The organism is Aeromonas sp. s10 (genome assembly GCF_040907975.1).
In the GTDB taxonomy this organism is placed as follows: Bacteria; Pseudomonadota; Gammaproteobacteria; order Enterobacterales; family Aeromonadaceae; genus Aeromonas; species Aeromonas caviae.
Genome location: NZ_JBFOCV010000006.1, coordinates 268,823 through 290,514, shown reverse-complemented (window position 1 = coordinate 290,514; position 21,692 = coordinate 268,823). Strand labels below are relative to the sequence as shown.

21 protein-coding genes are annotated in these 21,692 nt (G+C 61.8%); 10 read left to right on the top strand and 11 right to left on the bottom strand.

From position 1 onward, the window contains the following. The first annotated feature begins 16 nt into the window (after positions 1-16). The 3 genes from araG (at position 17) to araC (ending at position 3,607) form a co-directional block, all read left to right on the top strand. Positions 17-1,513, top strand: a complete 1,497-nt coding sequence (gene araG, locus AB5Y59_RS01865; RefSeq protein ID WP_201890593.1) for an L-arabinose ABC transporter ATP-binding protein AraG — start codon at positions 17-19, stop codon at positions 1,511-1,513. Positions 1,514-1,561: 48 nt separating this feature from the next. After that, positions 1,562-2,563: an L-arabinose ABC transporter permease AraH gene (araH, locus tag AB5Y59_RS01860; protein WP_010674477.1), complete on the top strand. Its 1,002-nt coding sequence runs from the start codon at positions 1,562-1,564 to the stop codon at positions 2,561-2,563. Between the two features lie 132 nt (positions 2,564-2,695). Further along, complete coding sequence (gene araC, locus AB5Y59_RS01855) at positions 2,696-3,607, top strand: arabinose operon transcriptional regulator AraC (RefSeq protein ID WP_039040092.1); 912 nt, start codon at positions 2,696-2,698, stop codon at positions 3,605-3,607. Between the two features lie 68 nt (positions 3,608-3,675). Here the strand turns inward: araC and ykgO are convergent, their stop codons facing one another. Together ykgO and AB5Y59_RS01845 are read right to left on the bottom strand one after the other, a co-directional pair. Further along, positions 3,676-3,801: a type B 50S ribosomal protein L36 gene (gene ykgO / locus AB5Y59_RS01850; RefSeq protein WP_010674479.1), complete on the bottom strand. Its 126-nt coding sequence runs from the start codon at positions 3,799-3,801 to the stop codon at positions 3,676-3,678. Then, positions 3,798-4,067, bottom strand: a complete 270-nt coding sequence (locus tag AB5Y59_RS01845; RefSeq protein ID WP_139737321.1) for a type B 50S ribosomal protein L31 — start codon at positions 4,065-4,067, stop codon at positions 3,798-3,800. The genes ykgO and AB5Y59_RS01845 overlap by 4 nt, the downstream gene beginning before the upstream one ends. Before the next feature lie 225 nt (positions 4,068-4,292). Between AB5Y59_RS01845 and AB5Y59_RS01840 the strand changes: the two genes are divergently transcribed. Then, positions 4,293-4,547 carry a DinI family protein gene (locus AB5Y59_RS01840; protein WP_010674481.1) on the top strand — a complete coding sequence of 85 codons (255 nt, stop codon included), beginning with the start codon at positions 4,293-4,295 and terminating at the stop codon, positions 4,545-4,547. A gap of 195 nt (positions 4,548-4,742) precedes the next feature. Here the strand turns inward: AB5Y59_RS01840 and AB5Y59_RS01835 are convergent, their stop codons facing one another. From AB5Y59_RS01835 to dcuC, 5 genes are all read right to left on the bottom strand, one after another. Then, on the bottom strand, positions 4,743-5,555 hold the full coding sequence (locus AB5Y59_RS01835) for a DUF2927 domain-containing protein (protein ID WP_069784460.1): 813 nt from the start codon (positions 5,553-5,555) through the stop codon (positions 4,743-4,745). A 20-nt stretch (positions 5,556-5,575) separates the two neighbouring features. After that, entirely contained in the window at positions 5,576-6,079 is a 504-nt protein-coding gene (locus tag AB5Y59_RS01830) for a M48 family metallopeptidase (protein ID WP_010674483.1), read from the bottom strand. 131 nt (positions 6,080-6,210) lie between these two features. Beyond that, the gene (locus AB5Y59_RS01825; RefSeq protein WP_268451739.1) at positions 6,211-7,854 is read right to left on the bottom strand and encodes a hypothetical protein; all 1,644 of its coding nucleotides are present in this window, start codon (positions 7,852-7,854) and stop codon (positions 6,211-6,213) included. A 279-nt stretch (positions 7,855-8,133) separates the two neighbouring features. Continuing rightward, entirely contained in the window at positions 8,134-9,783 is a 1,650-nt protein-coding gene (locus tag AB5Y59_RS01820; protein ID WP_268451740.1) for a bifunctional UDP-sugar hydrolase/5'-nucleotidase, read from the bottom strand. Positions 9,784-9,873: 90 nt separating this feature from the next. Then, entirely contained in the window at positions 9,874-11,226 is a 1,353-nt protein-coding gene (dcuC, locus tag AB5Y59_RS01815) for an anaerobic C4-dicarboxylate transporter DcuC (RefSeq protein WP_368211363.1), read from the bottom strand. 323 nt (positions 11,227-11,549) lie between these two features. Between dcuC and AB5Y59_RS01810 the strand changes: the two genes are divergently transcribed. Next, complete coding sequence (locus AB5Y59_RS01810; RefSeq protein ID WP_045524720.1) at positions 11,550-12,155, top strand: DUF922 domain-containing protein; 606 nt, start codon at positions 11,550-11,552, stop codon at positions 12,153-12,155. Between the two features lie 118 nt (positions 12,156-12,273). On the opposite strand, the gene mnmC is transcribed toward AB5Y59_RS01810, so the two are convergent. Then, complete coding sequence (gene mnmC / locus AB5Y59_RS01805) at positions 12,274-14,289, bottom strand: bifunctional tRNA (5-methylaminomethyl-2-thiouridine)(34)-methyltransferase MnmD/FAD-dependent 5-carboxymethylaminomethyl-2-thiouridine(34) oxidoreductase MnmC (protein ID WP_368211361.1); 2,016 nt, start codon at positions 14,287-14,289, stop codon at positions 12,274-12,276. Positions 14,290-14,379: 90 nt separating this feature from the next. Between mnmC and fabB the strand changes: the two genes are divergently transcribed. Further along, entirely contained in the window at positions 14,380-15,591 is a 1,212-nt protein-coding gene (gene fabB / locus AB5Y59_RS01800; RefSeq protein ID WP_151027721.1) for a beta-ketoacyl-ACP synthase I, read from the top strand. Between the two features lie 69 nt (positions 15,592-15,660). Here the strand turns inward: fabB and AB5Y59_RS01795 are convergent, their stop codons facing one another. The 3 genes from AB5Y59_RS01795 to AB5Y59_RS01785 form a co-directional block, all read right to left on the bottom strand. Further along, positions 15,661-16,185, bottom strand: a complete 525-nt coding sequence (locus tag AB5Y59_RS01795; RefSeq protein ID WP_128313702.1) for a GNAT family N-acetyltransferase — start codon at positions 16,183-16,185, stop codon at positions 15,661-15,663. Between the two features lie 97 nt (positions 16,186-16,282). After that, a complete protein-coding gene (locus AB5Y59_RS01790) occupies positions 16,283-16,597 on the bottom strand; it encodes a DUF4377 domain-containing protein (protein ID WP_041215298.1) in 315 nt (104 codons plus the stop codon). A gap of 93 nt (positions 16,598-16,690) precedes the next feature. Further along, a complete protein-coding gene (locus tag AB5Y59_RS01785) occupies positions 16,691-17,977 on the bottom strand; it encodes a citrate synthase (RefSeq protein ID WP_010674492.1) in 1,287 nt (428 codons plus the stop codon). Between the two features lie 423 nt (positions 17,978-18,400). Between AB5Y59_RS01785 and sdhC the strand changes: the two genes are divergently transcribed. The 4 genes from sdhC to AB5Y59_RS01765 are packed head-to-tail and all read left to right on the top strand — an operon-like array spanning position 18,401 to position 21,630. After that, positions 18,401-18,790, top strand: coding sequence for a succinate dehydrogenase cytochrome b556 subunit (sdhC, locus tag AB5Y59_RS01780; RefSeq protein ID WP_029314418.1), 390 nt, complete (start codon positions 18,401-18,403; stop codon positions 18,788-18,790). Next, complete coding sequence (gene sdhD, locus AB5Y59_RS01775) at positions 18,784-19,128, top strand: succinate dehydrogenase, hydrophobic membrane anchor protein (RefSeq protein WP_010674495.1); 345 nt, start codon at positions 18,784-18,786, stop codon at positions 19,126-19,128. The genes sdhC and sdhD overlap by 7 nt, the downstream gene beginning before the upstream one ends. Before the next feature lies 1 nt (position 19,129). Further along, a complete protein-coding gene (sdhA, locus tag AB5Y59_RS01770; protein WP_029314421.1) occupies positions 19,130-20,896 on the top strand; it encodes a succinate dehydrogenase flavoprotein subunit in 1,767 nt (588 codons plus the stop codon). Positions 20,897-20,913: 17 nt separating this feature from the next. Next, the gene (locus AB5Y59_RS01765) at positions 20,914-21,630 is read left to right on the top strand and encodes a succinate dehydrogenase iron-sulfur subunit (protein WP_010674497.1); all 717 of its coding nucleotides are present in this window, start codon (positions 20,914-20,916) and stop codon (positions 21,628-21,630) included. Positions 21,631-21,692 lie beyond the last annotated feature (62 nt).

Below are 21,692 nucleotides of genomic sequence, written 5' to 3'. Positions count from 1 at the left end.
TGGCTGGAGTCATCTCATGAATCAAGTTCCATATCTGGAGTTTTGCGGCATCAGCAAGGAGTTTCCCGGCGTCAAGGCGCTGCAGAACGTCTCCTTCGCCTGCCAGCAGGGCACGGTACACGCGCTGATGGGAGAGAACGGGGCCGGCAAGTCCACCCTGCTCAAGATCCTGAGCGGTTTTCAGGCGCCCACCCGCGGGGTGGTGAAGCTGGCGGGTCAGGAGAAAGTGTTCCAAAACACGGTCGATGCCCTTGAGAGCGGGATTGCCATCATCTATCAGGAGCTGCACCTGGTCCCTGAAATGAGCGTGGCGGAGAACATCTACCTGGGGCAGTTGCCGACCCGGCGCGGCGTCATCGATCGGGAGAAGCTCTATCAGGATGCAGCCAGGCAGCTGGCGCGCCTCGGGATGGACGTCTCCCCCGAGACGCCGCTCAAGTACCTGTCCCTGGGTCAGTGGCAGATGGTGGAGATCGCCAAGGCCCTGACCCGGGACGCCAGCGTCATCGCCTTCGACGAGCCGACCAGCAGCCTGTCGTCCCGCGAGATTGAGCAGCTGTTTCGGGTCATCCGCCAGTTGCGGGACGAGGGCAAGGTCATTCTCTACGTCTCCCACCGCATGGACGAGATCTTCGCCCTGTGCGATGCCATCACGGTGTTCAAGGATGGCCAGTTCGTGCGCACCTTCGCTTCCATGGCCGAGGTGGACCGGGATCTGCTGGTCAAGACCATGGTGGGGCGCGAGCTGACCGACATCTATGGCTACAACCCAAGGCCGCTAGGCGAGGCGGGCCTCAAGGTGGAGCACCTGATGGGGCCCGGCCTCAAGGCGCCGGTGTCGCTCGAGGTAAAGAGAGGGGAGATCCTCGGCATCTTCGGGCTGGTGGGGGCCGGGCGCAGCGAGCTGATGAAGCTTATCTTCGGCGCCGAGACACCTCGAGGGGGCGAGATATCGGTGTTTGGCAAACAGGTGGTCATTCAGAGCCCCATCGACGCCATTCGCAGCGGCATCATGCTCTGCACCGAAGACAGGAAGGCGCTCGGCATCATCCCCATCCATTCGGTGCAGGAGAACATCAACATCAGCGCCCGCCGCCACCACGCGTGGGGAGGCTTCTGGATCAACCAGAAGTGGGAAGACGAGAACGCGAGGCTGCGGATCCGCGACATGCGGGTCAAGACCCCGTCTCCCCAGCAGGCCATCATGAACCTCTCCGGCGGTAACCAGCAGAAGGCCATTCTGGGGCGCTGGCTGTCGGAAGACATGAAAGTGATCCTGCTCGATGAACCGACCCGGGGCATCGACGTCGGGGCGAAGAACGAGATTTACAACGTGATTTACGATCTGGCCAAGGTGGGCATTGCCGTGGTGGTGGTCTCGAGCGAGCTGCCGGAGGTGCTGGGCATCGCGGATCGGATCCTGGTCATGCGGGAGGGGGAGATCGCCGGCGAGCTTTCCCACGACGAGGCCAACGAGGTCAAGGCGCTCAATCTGGCCATGCCGGCCCGTTGACCCGCTGACCGCAACGAGATAGCACCCGGAATTTTCAGGAGAAATACCATGACAACAACGACCTCGGTCGGCCAAGCCGCCAACGACACCGCGGCGAGCGGTACCCGCCTGCAACTGACCCGCATCTGGGATCAGTACGGCATGCTGGTGATCTTCGCCATCCTGTTCCTGCTCGCCTGCGTGCTGGTCCCCAACTTCGCCAGCCTTATCAACATGCGGGGGCTCGGGCTTGCCGTCTCCATGTCGGGCATGGTGGCCTGCGGCATGCTGTTCTGCCTCGCCTCCGGCGAGTTCGACATGTCGGTGGGCTCCGTGGTGGCCTGCTCCGGGGTTGCCTGCGCAGTGGGCATCAACGCCACCGAGAGCATCCCCCTCGGCATTCTGGCCGGTCTCTCGGTGGGCCTTGTCTTTGGCCTCATCAACGGTATCGTCGTTGCCAAATTCAAGATCAACGCCCTCATCACCACCCTTGCCACCATGCAGATGGCGCGCGGGGTGGGATACATCATTTCCGACGGCAAGGCAGTGGGCATCGTGGAGGAGGGCTTCTTCGAGCTTGGCAACTCCGCCCTGCTCGGCATCCCGACGCCCATCTGGCTGACGGCGGTCTGCTTCGTGTTGTTCGGTCTGCTGCTCAACAAGACCACCTTCGGGCGTAATACCCTGGCCATGGGGGGTAACGAGGAGGCGGCACGTCTGGCCGGGGTCAACGTGGTGCGCACCAAGATCATCATCTTCACCATGACCGGGCTCATCGCCTCGCTCGCCGGCATCATCCTCGCATCCCGCATGACCTCGGGTCAGCCCATGACCTCCATCGGCTTCGAGCTGGTGGTGATCTCCGCCTGCGTGCTGGGTGGGGTCTCCATGAAGGGGGGGATCGGCAAGATCTCCTACATCATCGCTGGGGTGCTGATCCTGGGGCTGATGGAGAACGCCATGAACCTGCTCAACATCTCCCCGTTTGCCCAGTACGTGGTGCGTGGCCTCATCCTGCTCGCCGCCGTGCTGTTCGACCGCTACAAGCAGGTGCGCAAAGCCCGTATCTGAGCGATGTCTTTCCTTGTCACCGGGCCGGCCTCGCGCCGGCCCGGTGTTTTCCCCGGCAAGCTGTGAGCCAGTTCAACAATTTCACAACGAACAGCTTGCGAACTTAGGGGGTTCCTACGCCGGATCTCTACAATGGCCCATGTCGACTTTTTTACTGAAACCCTGTTTTCCGCCATGTCCTCGATGCAAAAAGAGAAGCCGAAACAACTCAATCCCCTGCTGCCTGGCTACGCTTTCGACGTCTTCCTGGTCTCGGGGATGACTCCCATCGAGCAGGGGAGCGCGCTGGATTTCACCATCGACAGGCCCCACGGCATGAAGGGGTTCATCGTCAATCTGACCATCAAGGGCAAGGGGCAGATCTTTCAGGGGGACAAGGCCTTCACCGTGGAACCCGGCGACCTGCTGCTCTTTCCTCCAGCGGCGGTGCACCATTACGGCCGGGCGCCGGATGCCCGGGAGTGGTATCACCGCTGGGTCTATTTCCGGCCGCGAGCCTATTGGGCTGACTGGCTCAAGTGGCCCCAGGTGACGGAGCAGGTGGGGCGGCTGCAACTGGCGGACAACCAGCTGCTCACCGAATTCGACGCCCTCTTCCTCGACATCGAGGAGACCCACAAGCAGCTGCGGCCCATGTCGGAGCAACTGGCCATGAACCTCTTGGAGCGGTTGCTCATCCGCTGCTACGAGGCATCGTCCCAGAATGCCTATCCCGCCATCGATCACCGGGTCCACGAGGCGTGCCAGATCCTGAGCGAGTCCCTCTCGGCCGAGATCTCGGTGGAAGCGCTGGCGGAGCAGGTGTTCTTGTCCCCCTCGCGCCTCGCGCACCTGTTTCGCGAGCAGGTGGGGGTGAGCATAGTGCGCTGGCGCGAGGATCAGCGCATCATGCGGGCCAAGCTGCTGCTGCAGACCACGCCGTTGTCGGTCGCCACCATAGGCCAGCAGGTGGGCTATGACGATCAGCTCTACTTTTCGCGGGTATTCCGAAAGCGGGTGGGGGTCAGCCCCACCGAATACCGCAAGTGCGCCACCCCGCTGTGAGCAGAGCCCAGAGATGACAAAGCCCTCATGACGAGGGCTTTTGTTATCCATGAGGGGCGGATGCGCAATCAGCCCTGACGAGCCTTGAACCTGGGATTGCTCTTGCAGATGACGAACAGCTTGCCGCGTCGACGTACGATCTGGCAATCCGGGTGACGCGACTTGGCGGATTTCAGGGAGGCGAGGACTTTCATTGTTTCTCTTTTCCTTTGCTGAAGAACTGACCGAATCGCTGGCCGAAGCGAGCGACCTGACCTTCCTTGCCGACCTGCTTCTGTTTGCCGGTATAGAAGGGGTGGGACGCGCTGGAGACATCCAGCGTCACATAGGGGTAGGTGTTGCCATCTTCCCACACTCTGGTGCGATCGGTGGCCAGCGTGGAGCCGATCAGAAAGTAGGTATTGCTGGCGAGATCGTGGAACAGAACCTTGCGGTATTCAGGGTGAATATGGGGGCGCATGATTGCCTCTGTTGTTATGTTATAACAAGGCATAAATGATGCGATGGATGAGAATCAATATCAACTGTTTTTTCCATGATGACAGCGATGGGGGAAAATCGGGGCCGTTCGGCTGCACATCGTCAGCGAGAAGGTGTGAGCGGTGAGGGCCTATGTGCAGCCACCATCTTTACTTTTTAAAATTACTGTATAAAAATACAGTTAATTATCATGGAGACGTACCCTATGCGCCTGGAAATCATCATCGACAGAAAACACCAGATCCCCACCTCGACCATGGAGGCCTTGCGCCAGGAGCTGCTCAAGCAACTGGGCGAGCGCTTTCCCGATCTGCATGTGCGGGTGGCACCGGGTAGTGCCATGGCTCTGACAGTCAGTCGCGCCAGCAAGGAAGACAAGGAGCTGGCCGAAGCCATGGTTCAGGAGGTGTGGGAAAACGCCGATAGCTGGATGCCGGAAGAAGAGGCTCTGGAGGCCTGAAGATAAGCTCTCAGCAGCAAGCATCGTCGTGATCTGCCAGGCCGAGAGGAGGAGTCTCCAGCCGGATGATGATCCCTGTACTGGCTTTGCCGAACCGCTCTTCAAAACACGCAGCCATGGGCTGCGTGTTGCGTTGATGGGGGAGGCGCATGACCATGAAGGCGAAAGGCGAAAGAGTCATGTTTCTGGCTGCGCTCAGAGTCCCGCCCAGCGCTTGAGGCTGTCGACCTGCACCCGTTGGGTGGCCTGTGCGATGTCGCCATTGACACGCAGTGCCTTGAGGGCCGTGGGGAGCGCCGCGCGTACCTCGTCCGCCGTCATCCCCGGCTGCAATGCCGGGTGGTAGGCAAGCTTGAGCAACACGTAGTCGAGCCCGGTCAGAAAGCTGTCGATGCTGCTGTCATTGAAGATGGAGGGGAACACCTTGTCCGAGTCGTTGGGCAGCCCCATCACCTGGCTCAGCTCTTCCACTACGCAATCCAGAAAACGGCCTTTTGCCCGGCTGTAATCCACCGGAATGATGATGGTGGCACGGGTGATCTCGTAGCGAGCGTTGGTGGCGAAATTGGCCAGGCAGATCCCCTCCTTGAGGGCGATGCGCACCGACTCGTCCTGGCGCATGGTGCGTGCAGCCCAGCTCGCCATCTGTTTGTGCCTGGTCATGATGAGGGTGAGATTGGGGTTGTCGTTGACAATCTCGATGGGGTGACCGGTGATCCTGCTCAGGTGACGGGTCTGTACCTTGACGACCTCGGCCTGCAGCGGCTTGTCGCCGAATTCGTTGACGAGCTTGAGACGCACGGGGCCCGGCCAGCGGGAGAAGTGCTCCTGTTGTTCATGGCCATACTCCCGTTTCATGGCGATTTCCATGAAGCTCTGGACAAGGTAGTCATCACGCTGCCAGCGTTCGGTGGCCGACAGCGGCAGGGAGAAGAGCCAGAGCATCAGCCCCGGGAGCAACCAGTGCCCATGGCGAACGGGCTGGACAGGTGTGTGCCATGGGCGCATCTTGCCTCCTTGCAAGGGGATCAGCGGGCGGTACGCTCGATGTCACGCCAGGTGAGCCAGAGCCTGAGATCGAACTCCAGTTGATGATAGTCCGGTTCCATGTGCTGGCAGAGCTGGTAGAAAGCCTTGTTGTGATCCTTCTCCTTCAGGTGGGCCAGCTCATGCACCACTATCATCTTCAGAAAGGCGGGATGGGCCTCCTTGAACAGGGCGGCGATGCGGATCTCGTTCTTGGCCTTGAGCTTGCTGCCTTGCACCCGGCTGACATAGGTGTGCAGTCCCAGGGCATCCTTGATCACGTTGATCTTGCCGTCGAAGATCACCTTGGAAAGCGGCGCCGAGCTTTTCAGGTAGCGGTTCTTCAGCTCCATAGTATAGGCGAGCAGCGCCTTATCGCTCTGGACGAGGTGGGTTTGGGGGTAGCGCTTGGCCAGCATCTCGCCGAGTTTGCCCGCCGCAATCAACTGCTGCACCTGAGCCTTGAGTGGCTCCGGATAGCCCCCCAGATAAGTCAGCTCCGCCATGATTCTTCCCTCTGCCGCGAAAAAGAGCGCCATTGTAGTCAGGATGGGGCCCCTTGAACATGGTCGGCCCCCCTCTTTATGACGGCAACGAAAAGGGGCCATCACCAGGATGGCCCCTTCTGTGTGCCTGATTAGCGGCGCCGGTACAGGCCCGGGTCCACCTCTTCATACTGACCTGCCAGATACTGGTAGAAGGCAAGGTGGGAGGGGGAGGTCGGAGTCTTGAGCTCCTGTGCCACCCGCTCCGGTTTGGCGATGATGAATTTGGGGTGTTGGCGCTGGATGTCAGCCAGCACCCGCTCGCGCACATCGTAGGGCGGGTTGACGTTGGCAAAGAACAGATAGGCGGAGGCCGGCTGGCGATCGGTCCAGAGGTAGTATTGCGGTTGGATGCCATCGACCCAGATCTTGTCGGTGGGGGTCGTCTCGGCGAGGATACGGTCGACCCTGACCTGGGCGGGGGGATTGAACGGCCTGCCCTTGAGGTTGCCTTCCCAGGCGTTGTTGACCAGCAGCGCCAGCATGGCCAGCGAGGCGAGCCAGGGGGTGGCGCTTCGCACGTCCCAGGCGCGCCAGAGCGGGACCAGAATGAGCACGGGCAAGGCCCACAGCAGGCTGTTGCCGAGCACCTCGCGCACCCGCTCCAGAGACCACTCCTTGGTACTCCAGCCGTAACCGAGCTGCTGGGCTAGCAGCCAGCTGGCGGTCAGCACCACCAGGGAGATGCAGAGCAGCCCCAGGGCATCGGATCGCTGCTCGCTTCTATCCAGCAGGCAGGCGAGCGGCAGCAGGCCAAGCTGCAGATAGAGCACGTCATAGTGATCGAACACATGGCCGGAGACCGAGTTGGCGATCAGAGTGAACAGCACCCCCAGCAGGGTGGCGCACAGCGCGGGCAGATACCACTCCTGGCGGCGCCCGAGCATCAGCACGAGGAAGGCGGGCAGCAGCATGATGAGGCCGGTGCGCAGCAGACCGACGGCGCCCACCTCAGGAGAGAAGCCGTTGCCGTAGCTCCCTTCAAAGAAGATGCCGAAGGCGTAGTATTTGAACTCGGCCAGCACGTCGTGGTGCTGGAAGTAGGCACAGAGCGGGCCGCCGACGAGGGCCAGTCCAAGCAGGCTGGAAAAGAGCAAGGCAAAGGCGCAGCGCCACTGCTCGCGCAGGCACCAGTGACAGAAGAGCACCAGATACCAGGCCCCCCAGAAGGCGCCGTTGTTGGTGCGCATCCAGGCCACGATGGCGAAGGTGAGTGCGGCGACCAGGGCCGGTCCCCAGCTGAATCGCTTGTCCAGCAGCAAGGTGATGAAAGCCCACTGGGCGATGAGGGCCAGATGGAATGTCCAGTCCTCTGTCATGTTGCCGTAGTAGTAGCGAGTGCTGTAGAGCGCCAGCAGGGCCAGCATGCTGCCAAGTCGCGCCCGCACCGAGAGCCCGAGCTGCGAAAAAGCCTGCCAGCTCGCCATGAGGCCCAGCCAGCAGAGCACCCACTCCAGCAGCCAGATCCCGAAGAAGCCACCAAGGCCATAGCCCAGTGCATCGAGGGCGAAGATCATGGGACCCTTGATGTCGATCATGTCCCGATAGAGTACGCCCCCCTCGCTCCACATCTTGCCCATTACCGCAAACAGGGAGGCATCAAATCCCGGGGCCATGCCGTGGAACAGCGGATTGCGCAGACAGAACAGCAGAGCCATCAGTGCGGTGAGCAAGATGACCGACGGCCTGATCCCGGGATTGTGGCGGTGCGGGGTAAAGCGGATGGCGTGATTCATGGGTGACCTGTTCCTGCGGGAAAGACTGAAAAAGCGGGCTTATCTTGCCGAGCCGGGCTGCACGATGCAATGGAAGAAGTGTAGGCACCTGAAATAATTCGTAAAAGTATCGTTTTCACGCCTCTGGCTGCATTGGCAGGCCCCATCACAAGACAGGGCAGGCGCAGTCGGGCGTCACAGCCTGAGGTTGCATGGTAGGGGGCCTGCGCCTGGGAGCGGACCAGGATTCCCCTATGCGGCGAAAAGGCGGCACCGACCCGGGATGGGCCGGTGCCAGATTCACTGGCCGTGATACTCCACCAGGGCCGGCAGGGTGCTGAGCTCCGGCAGGTGGCGTGCCCAGCGCAGGAAGGCATCCGCCAGGGTGATGCCGAGCTCCTGATTGTGCTGGGTCAGGGTGCGGGCAAGGGCCGTGTAGCCCTCCTTGCCGGAGGCGGTATAGGCACTGGAGACCCCGCGATAGATGGCATCCGGCTCGACGTGCAGCCACTGACCCGGGCTGGCTTCCCATTCCAGGCGAGTGATCCTCTCCCCTTTGGGCCTGTCGGCCTGATAGCAGAAGCGCACCCCGGCGGTGTAGGGGAAGCTGCCGCTGCCATTGCCCGTCACCCCGTTGTTGGTGGCGTTGTCGATGGCCCCCTCCAGTGCCTCGGCCAGTTCATGGCCGTGCACCCGGTAGAGGGTAAGGGGAATGGCAAAGGGCAGCAGGCGTCCGGCAACGTCTGCTTCGGTCAGGGGGCCGGGCTCGAGGGAGCAGCGCACGCCCCCGGCATTGTGCAGGGCAAAGTCCACCTGACCCACCTGTTCGCGGGCACTGGCCAGCATGGCGCTCGCCACCAGGGGGGCGACCTGGCTGCCGGCGGGCAGGGTGGCATCGGGCAGCCGCTGATGGTGCAGTGGCCCGACGAGGCGGGTCACGATGCGGCGGGTCATGGTCTCGAGCTCGGGGCGATAACGCCGGGCCAGATGCAGCTCGAGCTCGGGGGCCGGTTCGCAGAAGTGCAGCCCCGCAGGAGGCGGGGAAGCAAAGGGCCAGGGATCCCAGGGTAACCACTCCAGCTGGCCGCGGCTTTGGCACACGCGTCCCTGCTCGTCGAAGGTGAGTTCGCACACCCCGAGACAGAGGGCACTGTGGGCGGCGTGCAGGATGGCCACTCCGTTCACCATGAGGGGATAGTTGCCTTCGCAGTCGAGCCCGAGCGGCGCCAGATACCCCAGCAGGCTGTGGGTGTGCCCGCCGACGATGAGGCTGAGCTCAGGGAAGCGGGTCGCCAGTCGCTTGTCCTGCGCCAGACCCAGGTGGCTGAGCAGGATGATGTGCTGGATGCCGGCGGCCTTGATCTCTTCGAGGGCACGGCTCAAGGTCTCTTCGATACCGTGGAAACGGGTGTGGGGATCGGGGCTCGCGATGGCGGCCATTTGCGGCAGCGTGATGCCAAGCAGGGCGAAGGGCACGTCGTCGATGACGCGCTTGTGCCAGGGGCGGCTCGCGTCAAACAGCTGCGGCAGCCCCTGCAGCCGCAGCGGGGCATCGGCGGGCTCCTGACGGTTGTCGATGTTGGCGGCGAGCACCGGGAAATCGAGCTGGCGCAAAAATTCCACCAGCGGCCCGTTGCCCAGATCGAATTCGTGGTTGCCGATCACCATGGCATCCGGTCGCAAGAGGGCCAGCAGGTCCGCATTGGCCCGCCCTTTGAAGCGGTTGAAGTAAAGTGACCCCTGGAAGGTATCGCCGCCATGCAGCAGCAGGCAGGTCTGGCCGGCTGCCTCGGCCTGTTGGCGCAGGGCGGTGAGCCGGGTCAGGATGCGGCCATAGCCGCCGCACTGGGTGCGCCATTCGGACTCGCCATCGGGGGAGAAGCGCATGGGGGCGCCATCGAAATGGGAGTGGCAGTCGCTGAAGTGGGCAAGTTGAACCGTCATACTCAAGGCTCGGTCCTCCTTAGGAAAAAAGAGCACCGAGTCTACTGCATGGGGTGGGGGGGATACCAGCCCGGCGGCTGCCGGGCCGGTAAAGAGTCAGGCGGGAACCATGATCTGGGTGGCGAGGATCACTACCAGCAGGCCGACGGCCACCGGCAGCGAGGTACGTTTGACCACCTCGAACGGAGAGAGATTGCCCATCCCCGCACAGGCGACCACCACCCCGGAGACCGGCGAGATGGTGCGGCCGAGGTTGGATGCCTGCAGCATGGGGATCACCAGATAGGCTGGGTTGACGCCGAGGCTGGTGGCCAAATGGGGGATGAGCTCCACGAAGGCGTAGAAGGGGGCGTTGCCGGAACCCGTGGTGAAGGCCGCCAGGGTGGTGATGACCACCAGCACCAGCATGATGACGATGCCGCCGGTACCGAAGCTCTGGGCCAGATCCAGGAGGTTGGCGATGAAACCAAGCCCCATCAGACCCTGGGCAAAGACCCCGGCACCCACCAGCAGCATCACCACGCCGGCGAAGGCGTCGGCCATGTTGCGCCAGCACACCTGCAGCCCGTCCAGCAGCTCGCGGCCGTTGCGCTTGCGCACCAGCTCCAGCAGGGCGGCCAGCACCAGGCAGATGACGATGATGGTGACGATGTCGAGCTTGGGCCCCAGTTTGCCGTCAAACAGCAGCACACCGATGATGGGGGTGAAGGGCAGGATGGCGTAGAAGCCGGGGGCGTCGGTGACGAGATCGCTCGGGGCGACCGCGGCGTTGTGCTCCCCGGCCTTCTGATCCATATAACGCTGCCAGAAGAAGTGGGTCACCGCCATGGCGGCGATGGCCACCAGGGAAATGGGCAGGGTCAGCTTGAAGGCAAACTCGATGAGCTCCATGTTCGCGGCCTGGGCTGCCATCACCACGTCCCCCGAGGTGGGGGAGAGGATGATGGCGGCCGGCGAGGCGCACACCGCCGCCGCCGCGCCACGGGAGATCCCCATGTTGACCATCAGCGGGAAGAGGGTGGCCATCAGCAGAACCCCGAGGCCGGTCGCGGAGCTCACCGCCAGCGACATGGCGCAGGCGACCAGATAGGCGGCCACCAGCAGGATGTAGGGGGACTTGATGACACCGAGGGGCTTGCTCGCGAGCTTCACCAGTATGGTGTTGGCGCCGATGTGGCTCATGTAGCCGGCAAAGCCGCACAGCACCATGATGAGCATGCCGAGGCCACCCCCCCTGTCGACCAGCAGGAAGCGCACGTATTCGAAGATGTCGGTGGCCATGTGGCCGGTGGAGGGGACGCTCGCCGGCAGCACCGCCTTGCCCATCAGGGCGGTGATCGCCAGCAGCAGCAGGCCGCCGCTGAGCAGTACCCCGGTGGCGGAGTAGCCCTTGAAGATGTAGCGACCCACGGCCAGGGTGACCAGGGTGCCGATCAGGAGTTCTATCATAAAACCTTCCCAAGAGTTGAAGTGAGGGGGTGGCCTGCCAGGGCTCACCAGAGGGTTGCGCTGGACTATCCGGCATCGGCCAACAAAAACACTGCGGATATTACCCACTAAGGAGTATTTCACCATCCGTTCGATGGCAGCTTGTGATCTCGACTGCAAATCCCCGCCTGAGCCGGGGTGATGACTCGCACGTTTGCAGCGACCGGGTGCCAAGAGCGGATGACAGGAGGCTGGATCAGGGGTAATCTCCCAATCGGGTTATTAATTCATTGATTATTAATTGAAATTAAGCCGGGACTCACAAGGAGCAAAGCCGCGGACAGATGGGACTCTTCAGCAAGACAGGGGTGACGGTGGCCCTCATTTATGCCGCCTCAATCGGTGCTGTACCTTCCCACTATGCCGGTGTGAAGGTCGCCCCCGATATCAAGGTCGACTTCCAGTTCTATCGGGTCTCCGGAGCCGATGTGGGGGCCGTGATGCGCCAGATCACCGCCTTGTCGCCCACCCAGGCGGACGGGCACATCGGCAAGGCCAGCTATCAGCTCTCCTGGCAGTTGCAGACGAAGGCGACGGCGACACGCTGCGAGCTGGAGCAGGCCAGCGTTCGTGCCCGCATCCAGGTCAGGGTGCCCAACTGGATGGACAAGGCCCGTGCGCCCGCGAAGGAGCGCCAGAAGTGGGACAAGCTGGTGGCCGCCATGTTTGACTACGAGAGCCGTCACAAGGATATTCTGCTGGAGAGCGTGAGCCAGCTTGGCACGCGCCTCGCCCAGTTGCCGGTGACCCGGGATTGCCCAACCCTGGAGCATCAGGGCTGGCAGGCAGGGCAGGCGGTGCTGGAGGCAACCCGGGCGCGGTTCGACACCCTGGCCAGCCAGACCGATCAGGGGCGCAAGCTGGGGGTCGTCTGGCCCAGGGCTGGCTGATAACACGTGTACAGGCCCATGGCCACTCATGGGAAACATAAAAAAACGGGCTGATTGAGCCCGTTTTTTTGTTGGTGCGCCAATGGGGTGGAGGCGGGCAGCCCCGGCTCCTGGGTGGCTAGTCGCGCAGTGGCTTGCCCCTGCGCAGTCTTCGCACCCAGTAGCGGGCGGGGTGGAGCGCCTCCAGCAGAGCGGCGGCCAGCGGCAGGGGATCGCCGCAGATCTCGCTGGCGACCAGCTCGCCGCACAGGGGCGCCGAGCAGAGCCCCCGGGAGCCGAGCGCCCCCAGCACGTAGAGGCCGGCGTGCAGGGGCAGCGCGCTCTGCTGATCCGCGGGGGCGTTGACGTCATGATCCGCCAGCGCCGCCAACCGGGCGACGGGCCCGGCGACCGGCAGGTGATCCCGGCTAGCGCAGCGCACCCCCACCCGCGCCTGGTTGCCGCTCACATCCACCTCGGCCGGCCAGGTTTGATCCGGCAGGCAGGCTTGCAGCCGCGCCCTGTTCTGCTCCTGCTCGTCGGCGCGGTAGGCAAGGTCGGTCTGGTTGCGGCCATAGCTGGCCCCGATGCAGTGCGCGCCGTTGTGGGCCGGGGTGAGGTAGCCGTCGTAGCAGAGCACGGTCTTGAGCTGGCTCAAGCCAGCCGTGGTTGGCACATGGCTCACCTGACCGCGCACGGGATAGAGCGGCAGCTCCGCGAAGGGGAGCAGGGCGGGCAGCTTGTGACCGGCGGCCACCACCAGGTTTGGCGCCTGCCAGGCTCGGCCATCCTGGCTCTCCACCCGCCAGCCATCGTCCTCCTCGGCAATGCGGGTCACAGCGGCATTGAACACCACTTCCAGCCGCCCGCTGGCCTGCGCCTCCCTGATGGCGGCGCGGGTGAGATCCGCCGGACAGAGCCAGCCCCCCAGGGGATAGCTCACGCCATCCGCATCGCAGGGCAGGCCGACCACCTGCTCAACCTCCGCTGCCGAGAGTGGGTGCATCAGCTCGGGGGGGAAGGGTCCCTGACCCATCTTGGCAAGCTTGGCGGCGGATTTGTCGTCGTAGCCGAGTTGGGTGACACCACACAGAGAGAAGGCGACGGGGTGGCGCTTTGCCAGGGCCAGCAGCCGGTTTCTGGCAAAGCCGAAGGCCAGCGAATAGAAGCGCGACAGGGCATCGTGCTCGCCGTTGAGCAGGGGGTAGAGGGCTCCTTGTCGATTGCCGGAAGCGCCGCTGGCCGGTTCGCCATCTTCGCACAGCAAGGTGACGTGCCGACCCCGCTCCACCAGAGAGAGCGCCGTCATGGCGGAAGCGATGCCGCCACCGATGATGAGCACCTCTCCCTCCCGCCCTGCGGGGCGGGCATACCAGGGGGCGATGCTCTGCTGCGGCACTTTGCCTTCCCGAACACCCGCCAGCATCTCCCGCTTGCTGCCGTGGCCCTTCACCTTCTTCATGGCAAAGCCGGCGGCAATCAGCCCTCGTCGCACGAAACCGGCGCAGGTAAAGGTCGAGAGGGTGGCATCGGGTCGGGCGAGGCGAGCGAGATCGTCGAAGAGATCCTGGGTCCACATCTCTGGGTTCTTGGCAGGGGAGAAACCGTCCAGATACCAGGCGTCCACCAGACCGGTTGCCGGATGGGGCACCTGGGGCAGCATCTCCTTGATGTCGCCAAACCAGAGATCGAGGCGGATGCGGCCATCGGCAAAGAGCAGGCGATGGCAGCCGGAGACCGGCAATGGCCACTGGTCGATGAGAGGCTGGCTCAAGGGGGCAAGCTCGGGCCAGGCGGCCAGGGCCTTGCGCAGATCGGCCTGGGTAAGAGGGTATTTCTCGACGCTGATGAAGTGCAGCCGGGATCCGTTGCCGGACAGGGGGGCCTGTTCCAGAAAGGCGGCCATTGTGGCCAGAAAGTTAAGTCCTGTACCGAAACCTGTTTCACCAATCACGAAACTGTCACTATCGTGGTGCGAAAATCGCTCTGGCAGTCGATTTTGCTGCAAAAAGACGTAGCGGGTTTCACTTAGACCGTTATCATTGGAAAAGTACACATCCCCGAACTCACTGGAGACTGGAGTTCCCGCTTCGTTCCAGTCCAATCGGGCATGATGTAAGGATGTTTGACTCACGTTTTCCTCGGCTCGCGTCACAAAATCGCGGGCATTCTACGTGAAAGCAGACCAGTTTGGCAGCCGAAAGCGGGTAGACTCGGTGCCAGTTTTTCCAGACGAGATGAATTAATGAGAAGAGCAGTGATCACCGGTATCGGCGTCATCTCCAGTATCGGCAACAACAAGGAAGAGGTGCTGGCCTCCCTGAAAGCAGGCAAATCCGGCATCACCTATTCCGAGCAGTTCGAGCAGTACAACCTGCGCAGCCGTGTCTGGGGTAACATCAAACTCGATCCGTCTGAACTGATCGACCGTAAAGTCATGCGTTTCATGGGTGATGCCGCGGCCTACGCCTACCTCTCCATGCAGCAGGCCATCGAAGATGCCGGCCTGCCGGAAGAGATGGTCTCCAACGAGCGTACCGGCATCGTGACCGGTTCCGGCGGCGCCTCCGGCAAGAACACCTCCGAATCTGCCGATATCGCCCGTGAAAAGGGCGTCAAGCGGGTGGGTCCCTACATGGTGCCGCGTACCATGTCCTCCACCACCTCCGCCTGTCTTGCCACCCCATTCAAGATCAAGGGTGTCAACTACACCATCAGCTCCGCCTGTGCGACCTCTGCTCACTGCATCGGTCACGCCCTGGAACTGATCCAGCTTGGCAAGCAGGACATCATCTTTGCCGGTGGCGGCGAGGAGCTGGACTGGTCTTCCACCATCCAGTTCGACGCCATGGGCGCGCTCTCCACCAAGTACAACGACAACCCGGAAAAAGCGTCCCGCACCTATGATGCGGACCGCGACGGCTTCGTCATCTCCGGTGGCGGCGGCATCCTGGTGGTCGAGGAGCTGGAACACGCCCTGGCCCGTGGTGCCCACATCTACGCCGAAATCACCGGTTACGGTGCGACCTCCGACGGCTACGACATGGTGGCCCCGAGCGGTGAAGGCGCCGTGCGTTGCATGAAGATGGCGATGCAGGGTGTCGGCAAGGTGGACTACATCAACACTCACGGTACCTCTACTCCGGTTGGTGACACCAAGGAGCTGGAAGCCATTCAGACCCTGTTTGGCAGCAATGCACCCAAGCTCTCCGCCACCAAGGCGATGACCGGTCATGCCCTGGGCGCCGCCGGCGTGCACGAGGCCGTCTACTCCCTGCTGATGATGGAACACGGCTTCATCGCCCCCAGCATCAACATCGAGAACCTGGACGAGAAGGCCGTGGGCCTGCCCATCGTACGCGAGTACGAAACCGCGGATCTCAATACCGTCATGTCCAACAGCTTCGGCTTCGGCGGTACCAACGCCTCTCTGGTGTTCAGCAAGTTCAAGGCTTGATCTCCCTGTGGGGAGCGCAACGCGAAATAGAAAAAGGCGCCGAAAGGCGCCTTTTTTATTGAACTCTTTTTATTGAACTCTGCTGATGGTTCCCGGTTCTGGACCGCTGTCTGCCAGGGGCAACCGCATATAGACAGCCCCGTCACCATACTCCACCAGCGATTTGCCGGTGTCGGCGGGCACAAACCCCTGCTTGCGCCAGAAGGCGGGGGCATCCTGAACCGCCACCAGGCCTGCATGGCGATATCCTGCATGGCTCGCGAAAGCGAGCGCCCTTGCCAGCAGTCGCTGTCCGACACCCAGGCCGCGTGCCTTGCTCGAGACAGCGAGATCGTGCAGATAGAACTCGTCGTGACCGGCCAGCGCCTTCATCTGCACCGAGAGGGGCGGGGGCTGGTGGGCACGCCAGGGGTGGCAGAGCAGGTAACCCAGCACCTTGCCCTGACGCTCGGCCACCCAGCAGCAGGCGGGGGCCAGCTCGGTTTTGTTCTGCATCACCTCGAGGGGCTCGGGTTCGAACTGGTGATAACACTCGTGCTGGATGGCCATGATGGCGGGCCAGTCTGGCGTGCGGATGGTGCGGATGGTGATCATGATGCGGGTCGAGTCCGTACTCAAACCGTGGCAAAAAGGGGTGACAGCATACCCCAGAGAGCACACAAACGAAACCGGGTCACCTGCCAGCGACTCGTCAGCGAACCGGTTCCTTGCTCACGACCTTGATCAGCTGGTAGCGCAAGGAAGGGGCATCGGCCGGCACATCGGCAAGTTGCTCCTTGCTCACTTCGAGTTGATAGCGAAAGCCCGGTTCAAAGGTGAAGCCTTCGATCTGCTGATAGAAGAGGCTCCAGCTCTCGCCCGGCTGACTGCGTACCTGCATGCACTTCATGGGGGCGACACCGACGCAGTCTGCCAGCTTGTCCTGGATATAGAGGGTTTCGGTGGTCGGGGCGCTCTGGCAGGCGCTGAGCAGGAGGGCGGAGCTGAGGAGCAGGGGAGATTTCATGATGAGTGTCCTTGGCGTAAAAGGGCGCGATTAAACCTGCAAAAGAAAAGGCGGTCAATGACCGCCTTTGTAACAAACCATGACAGATCGGGCTCAGCGCTGGTCGAGGGGCACGAACTCGCGCAGGGGCTGACCGGTGTAGAGCTGACGGGGACGGCCGATCTTCTGATCCGGGTCTGAGTGCATCTCGTTCCAGTGGGCAATCCAGCCGATGGTACGGGAGATGGCGAAGATCACGGTGAACATGGACATGGGGATACCGATGGCCTTCATGATGATGCCGGAGTAGAAGTCCACGTTCGGGTAGAGCTTCTTCTCGATGAAGTAGGGGTCGGACAGCGCGATGCGTTCCAGCTCCATGGCCACGTCCAGCAGCGGATCCTTGATCTGCAGCTCGGTAAGCACCTCGTGGCAGGTTTCACGCATCACGGTGGCACGGGGATCGTGGTTCTTGTAGACCCGGTGACCGAAGCCCATCAGACGGAACGGATCGTTCTTGTCCTTGGCGCGGCCGATGTACTCGGGGATGCGATCCACGGAGCCAATCTCTTCGAGCATCTTGAGGCAGGCTTCGTTGGCACCACCGTGGGCCGGGCCCCACAGGGAGGCGATCCCCGCAGCGATACAGGCAAACGGGTTGGCACCGGAAGAACCGGCCAGACGCACGGTGGAGGTGGAGGCGTTTTGCTCATGATCCGCATGCAGGGTGAAGATGCGGTCCATGGCGCGCTCGACGATGGGGTTGACCTTGTACTCTTCGGTCGGCACGCCAAACATCATGTGCAGGAAGTTGCCTGCATAGGAGAGGGCGTTGCGCGGCTGCATGAAGGGCTGGCCGATGGAGTACTTGTAACACATGGCGGCCAGGGTCGGCATCTTGGAGAGCAGACGGAAGGCACAGATCTCGCGATGCTCCTCGTTGTTGATGTCGAGGGCGTCGTGATAGAAGGCGGACAGCGCGCTGACCACGCCGCACATGACGGCCATGGGGTGGGCGTCGCGGCGGAAGCCGCGGAAGAAGAAGGCGATCTGCTCGTGCACCATGGTGTGGCGGGTGACCAGACGTTCAAATTCCGCATATTGGGTCTTGGTGGGGGCCTCGCCGTACAGCAGGATGTAGCAGACTTCGAGGTAGCTGGCCTGGGTGGCCAACTGGGCGATGGGGTAACCGCGGTGCAGCAAGACACCCTGGTCGCCATCGATGTAGGTGATGGAAGATTTGCAAGAACCGGTGGCCATGAAGCCGGGGTCGAAGGTGAAATATCCTTGCGTGCCCAGCTTTCTGACATCGATCACATCGGGTCCAACGGTACCGGAGAGGATCGGCAGTTCAACCGGCTCTTTTCCGGGCAGATGTAGGGTGGCTATCTTATCAGCCATAGCACGTCTCCTTTGCTCTTTTATAATTTGGTTCCAGCCCTACTTTATTACGACTGTTATGACGCTGGCAAAGGTTCTTACCCGTACCACGGCGGCTGGAGCGCCTTATTTGAACCAGAGAACCATGTCTTTGTCAATTTTGCTGGATGATCATTAATGACTTGTTAAAGCTGTTGTGAGATCTGGTTTACGGTTTTGGATTTTCTGTGTAGCTATTTGATTGTCATTGGTTAAGGCCGCCGATATACTGCGCCACGTGGGTGATGGTCGTCGGTGTTTGAAACGCTTTCGCAAAGCCAGATGTGATATCGAAAATGTTATTTTTGGCTTTCCTGAGTTGTTTTGGTAACAAAAACCTAACAAATGCCACTCCTCGCCCTCAAAGCGTGTGAAAACAATAACTAACGTGCTCAATGGAGCTGAGTGGGCAAAGCCGTGAAAAACAAACAGAGACCTGTAAACCTCGACCTACAGACGATCAGCTTTCCTGTCACCGCCATCGCTTCCATCTTGCATCGTGTCTCAGGGGTCATCACCTTTGTGGCACTGGCCATCTTGCTGTGGATGCTTGGTACTTCACTCGCCTCTCCCGAAGGATTTGAATCGGTCGTTGCCATCATGGACAACTTCCTGGTCAAGTTCGTGCTGTGGGGGATCCTGACCGCGCTGGCTTACCACATCGTGGGCGGTCTGCGGCACCTGGTCATGGACATGGGCTATTGGGAAGAGCTGGAATCCGGTAATCAGAGTGCCCGTGTGGCCTTCGTGATCACCGCGGTTTTGGCGGTATTGGCGGGGGTACTGGTATGGTAACCAATTCTGCAACTTTCGGGCGCAGCGGTGTTCATGATTACATCCTGATCCGCGCCACCGCCCTCATCATGACGTGCTACGTCCTCTATCTGGTTGGCTTTGTCGCGTTCAACGACATCACCTACGAGGTGTGGACCGGCTTCTTCTCCAACACCTTCACCAAGGTCTTCACCCTGCTGACGCTCGTATGCGTCTTGATCCACGCCTGGATCGGTCTGTGGCAGGTGCTGACCGACTATATCAAGCCGGTCGGACTGCGCGGTGCGCTGCAGTTTGTGCTGGTGGTGGTGCTGTTTGTCTATGTGATGACTGGTTTCGTCGTGCTGTGGGGTGTGTAAGGTGACTATTCCAACTCGTGAATTTGATGCGGTCGTGATCGGTGCCGGTGGCGCCGGTATGCGCGCCGCGCTGCAGATTGCCCAGTCCGGCAAGAGCTGCGCCCTGTTATCCAAGGTTTTCCCGACCCGTTCCCACACGGTCTCCGCCCAGGGCGGGATCACGGTCGCCCTGGGCAATGCCCACGACGACAACTGGCAGTGGCACATGTATGACACCGTCAAGGGCTCCGATTATATCGGTGATCAGGAAGCCATCGAATACATGTGCAAGACCGGCCCCGAGGCCATCTATGAGCTGGAGAACATGGGCTTGCCTTTCTCCCGCTTTGACAACGGTACCGTCTACCAGCGTCCGTTCGGCGGTCAGTCCAAGAACTTCGGCGGCGAGCAGGCTGCCCGCACTGCGGCGGCAGCCGACCGTACCGGTCACGCCCTGCTGCACACCCTGTATCAACAAAACGTCAAGAACAAGACCACCGTCTTCTCCGAGTGGTATGCCCTGGATCTGGTGAAGAACCAGGATGGCCATATCGTCGGCTGTACCGCCATCGACATGGAGAGCGGCGAAGTCGTCTACTTCAAGGCCAAGGCCACCGTGCTCGCCACCGGCGGCGCTGGTCGCATCTATCAGTCCACCACCAACGCCCACATCAACACCGGTGACGGCGTCGGCATGGCGCTGCGCGCCGGGGTCGGCGTGCAGGACATGGAGTTCTGGCAGTTCCACCCCACCGGTATTGCCGGGGCAGGGGTACTGGTGACTGAGGGTTGCCGTGGTGAAGGCGGCTACCTGCTGAACAAGGACGGCGAGCGCTTCATGGAGCGTTATGCGCCAAACGCCAAGGATCTGGCCGGTCGCGACGTGGTGGCCCGTTCCATCATGATCGAGATCCGCGAAGGCCGTGGCTGTGACGGTCCCTGGGGCCCGCACATCAAGCTCAAGCTGGATCATCTGGGCAAAGAGGTGCTGGAATCCCGCCTGCCGGGCATCTGCGAGCTCTCTCGCACCTTCGCCCACGTGGATCCGGTCAAAGAGCCCATCCCCATCATCCCGACCTGCCACTACATGATGGGCGGCGTGCCGACCAGCGTGAACGGCCAGTGCCTGACCCAGGACAAGGATGGCAATGACGTGCCGGTGGTCGGTCTGTTCGCGGTGGGCGAGATCGCCTGCGTCTCCGTGCACGGTGCCAACCGTCTGGGCGGCAACTCCCTGCTGGATCTGGTGGTGTTCGGTCGTGCTGCCGGCATGCACCTGGTGGAGACCCTTGGCTCGATGGAGCACGGCGTGGAAGCCACCGACGCCGACATCGCCAAGGCACTGGAGCGCTTCAACCGCTGGGAAAACAACCGTGACGGGGAAGACCCGGCCCAGATCCGCAAGGACCTGCAGCGCTGCATGCAGAACAACTTCTCCGTGTTCCGGGAAGGGGATGCCATGGCAGAAGGGCTGGCCGAGCTGAAACTCATCCGCGAGCGTCTCAAGAACGCCCGTCTGGACGATACCTCCAAGGAGTTCAATACCCAGCGCATCGAGTGCCTGGAGCTGGACAACCTGATGGAGACCGCCTATGCCACCGCGGTGGCGGCGAACTTCCGTACCGAGAGTCGTGGCGCCCACAGCCGCTTCGACTTCCCGGAGCGTGACGATGAGAGCTGGCTGTGCCACAGCCTCTATCATCCGGACACCGAGTCCATGACCCGTCGCGCTGTCAACATGTCACCCAAGACCCGTGAGGCGTTCCCGCCCAAGGTCCGGACTTACTGATTGCGGAGCCAAGCACAATGAACGTCACATTCTCTGTCTACAGATACAATCCGGACGTTGATAACGTCCCGTATATGAAGGATTATCGTCTTGATATTCCTGAAGGTTCCGACATGATGGTGCTCGACGCACTGATCCAGCTCAAGGAGCTGGATCCCACCCTCGCCTTCCGCCGCTCCTGCCGCGAAGGGGTCTGTGGATCTGACGGTCTCAACATGAATGGCAAGAACGGTCTGGCCTGCATCACGCCGCTCTCGGATCTCTTGAAGAAGGGCAGCAAGGTCGTCATTCGGCCCTTGCCCGGTCTGCCGGTGATCCGGGATCTGGTGATCGACATGACCCAGTTCTACACCCAGTGGGAGAAGGTCAAACCCTTCCTCATCAACGACGAAAAACTGCCGCCCGTGCGTGAGCACCTGCAATCCCCCGAAGAGCGCGCCAAGCTGGATGGCCTGTACGAGTGCATACTCTGTGCCTGCTGCTCCACCTCGTGCCCCTCCTTCTGGTGGAACCCGGACAAGTTCATCGGTCCGGCCGGCCTGCTCGCCGCCTATCGCTGGCTGGCGGACAGCCGCGACACTGCGGCCAGTGAGCGACTGGGCAACCTGGATGACGCCTTCAGCGTGTTCCGCTGCCACGGCATCATGAACTGCGTGAACGTCTGTCCCAAGGGCTTGAACCCGACCAAGGCCATCGGTCAGATCAAGTCGATGTTGCTCAACCGGGCCGTGTAGTATCGGGGCCAGGGCGCCTTGCGCCGGGCCCGACCTCTGGATAGCCATCCCGCCCCGGGATG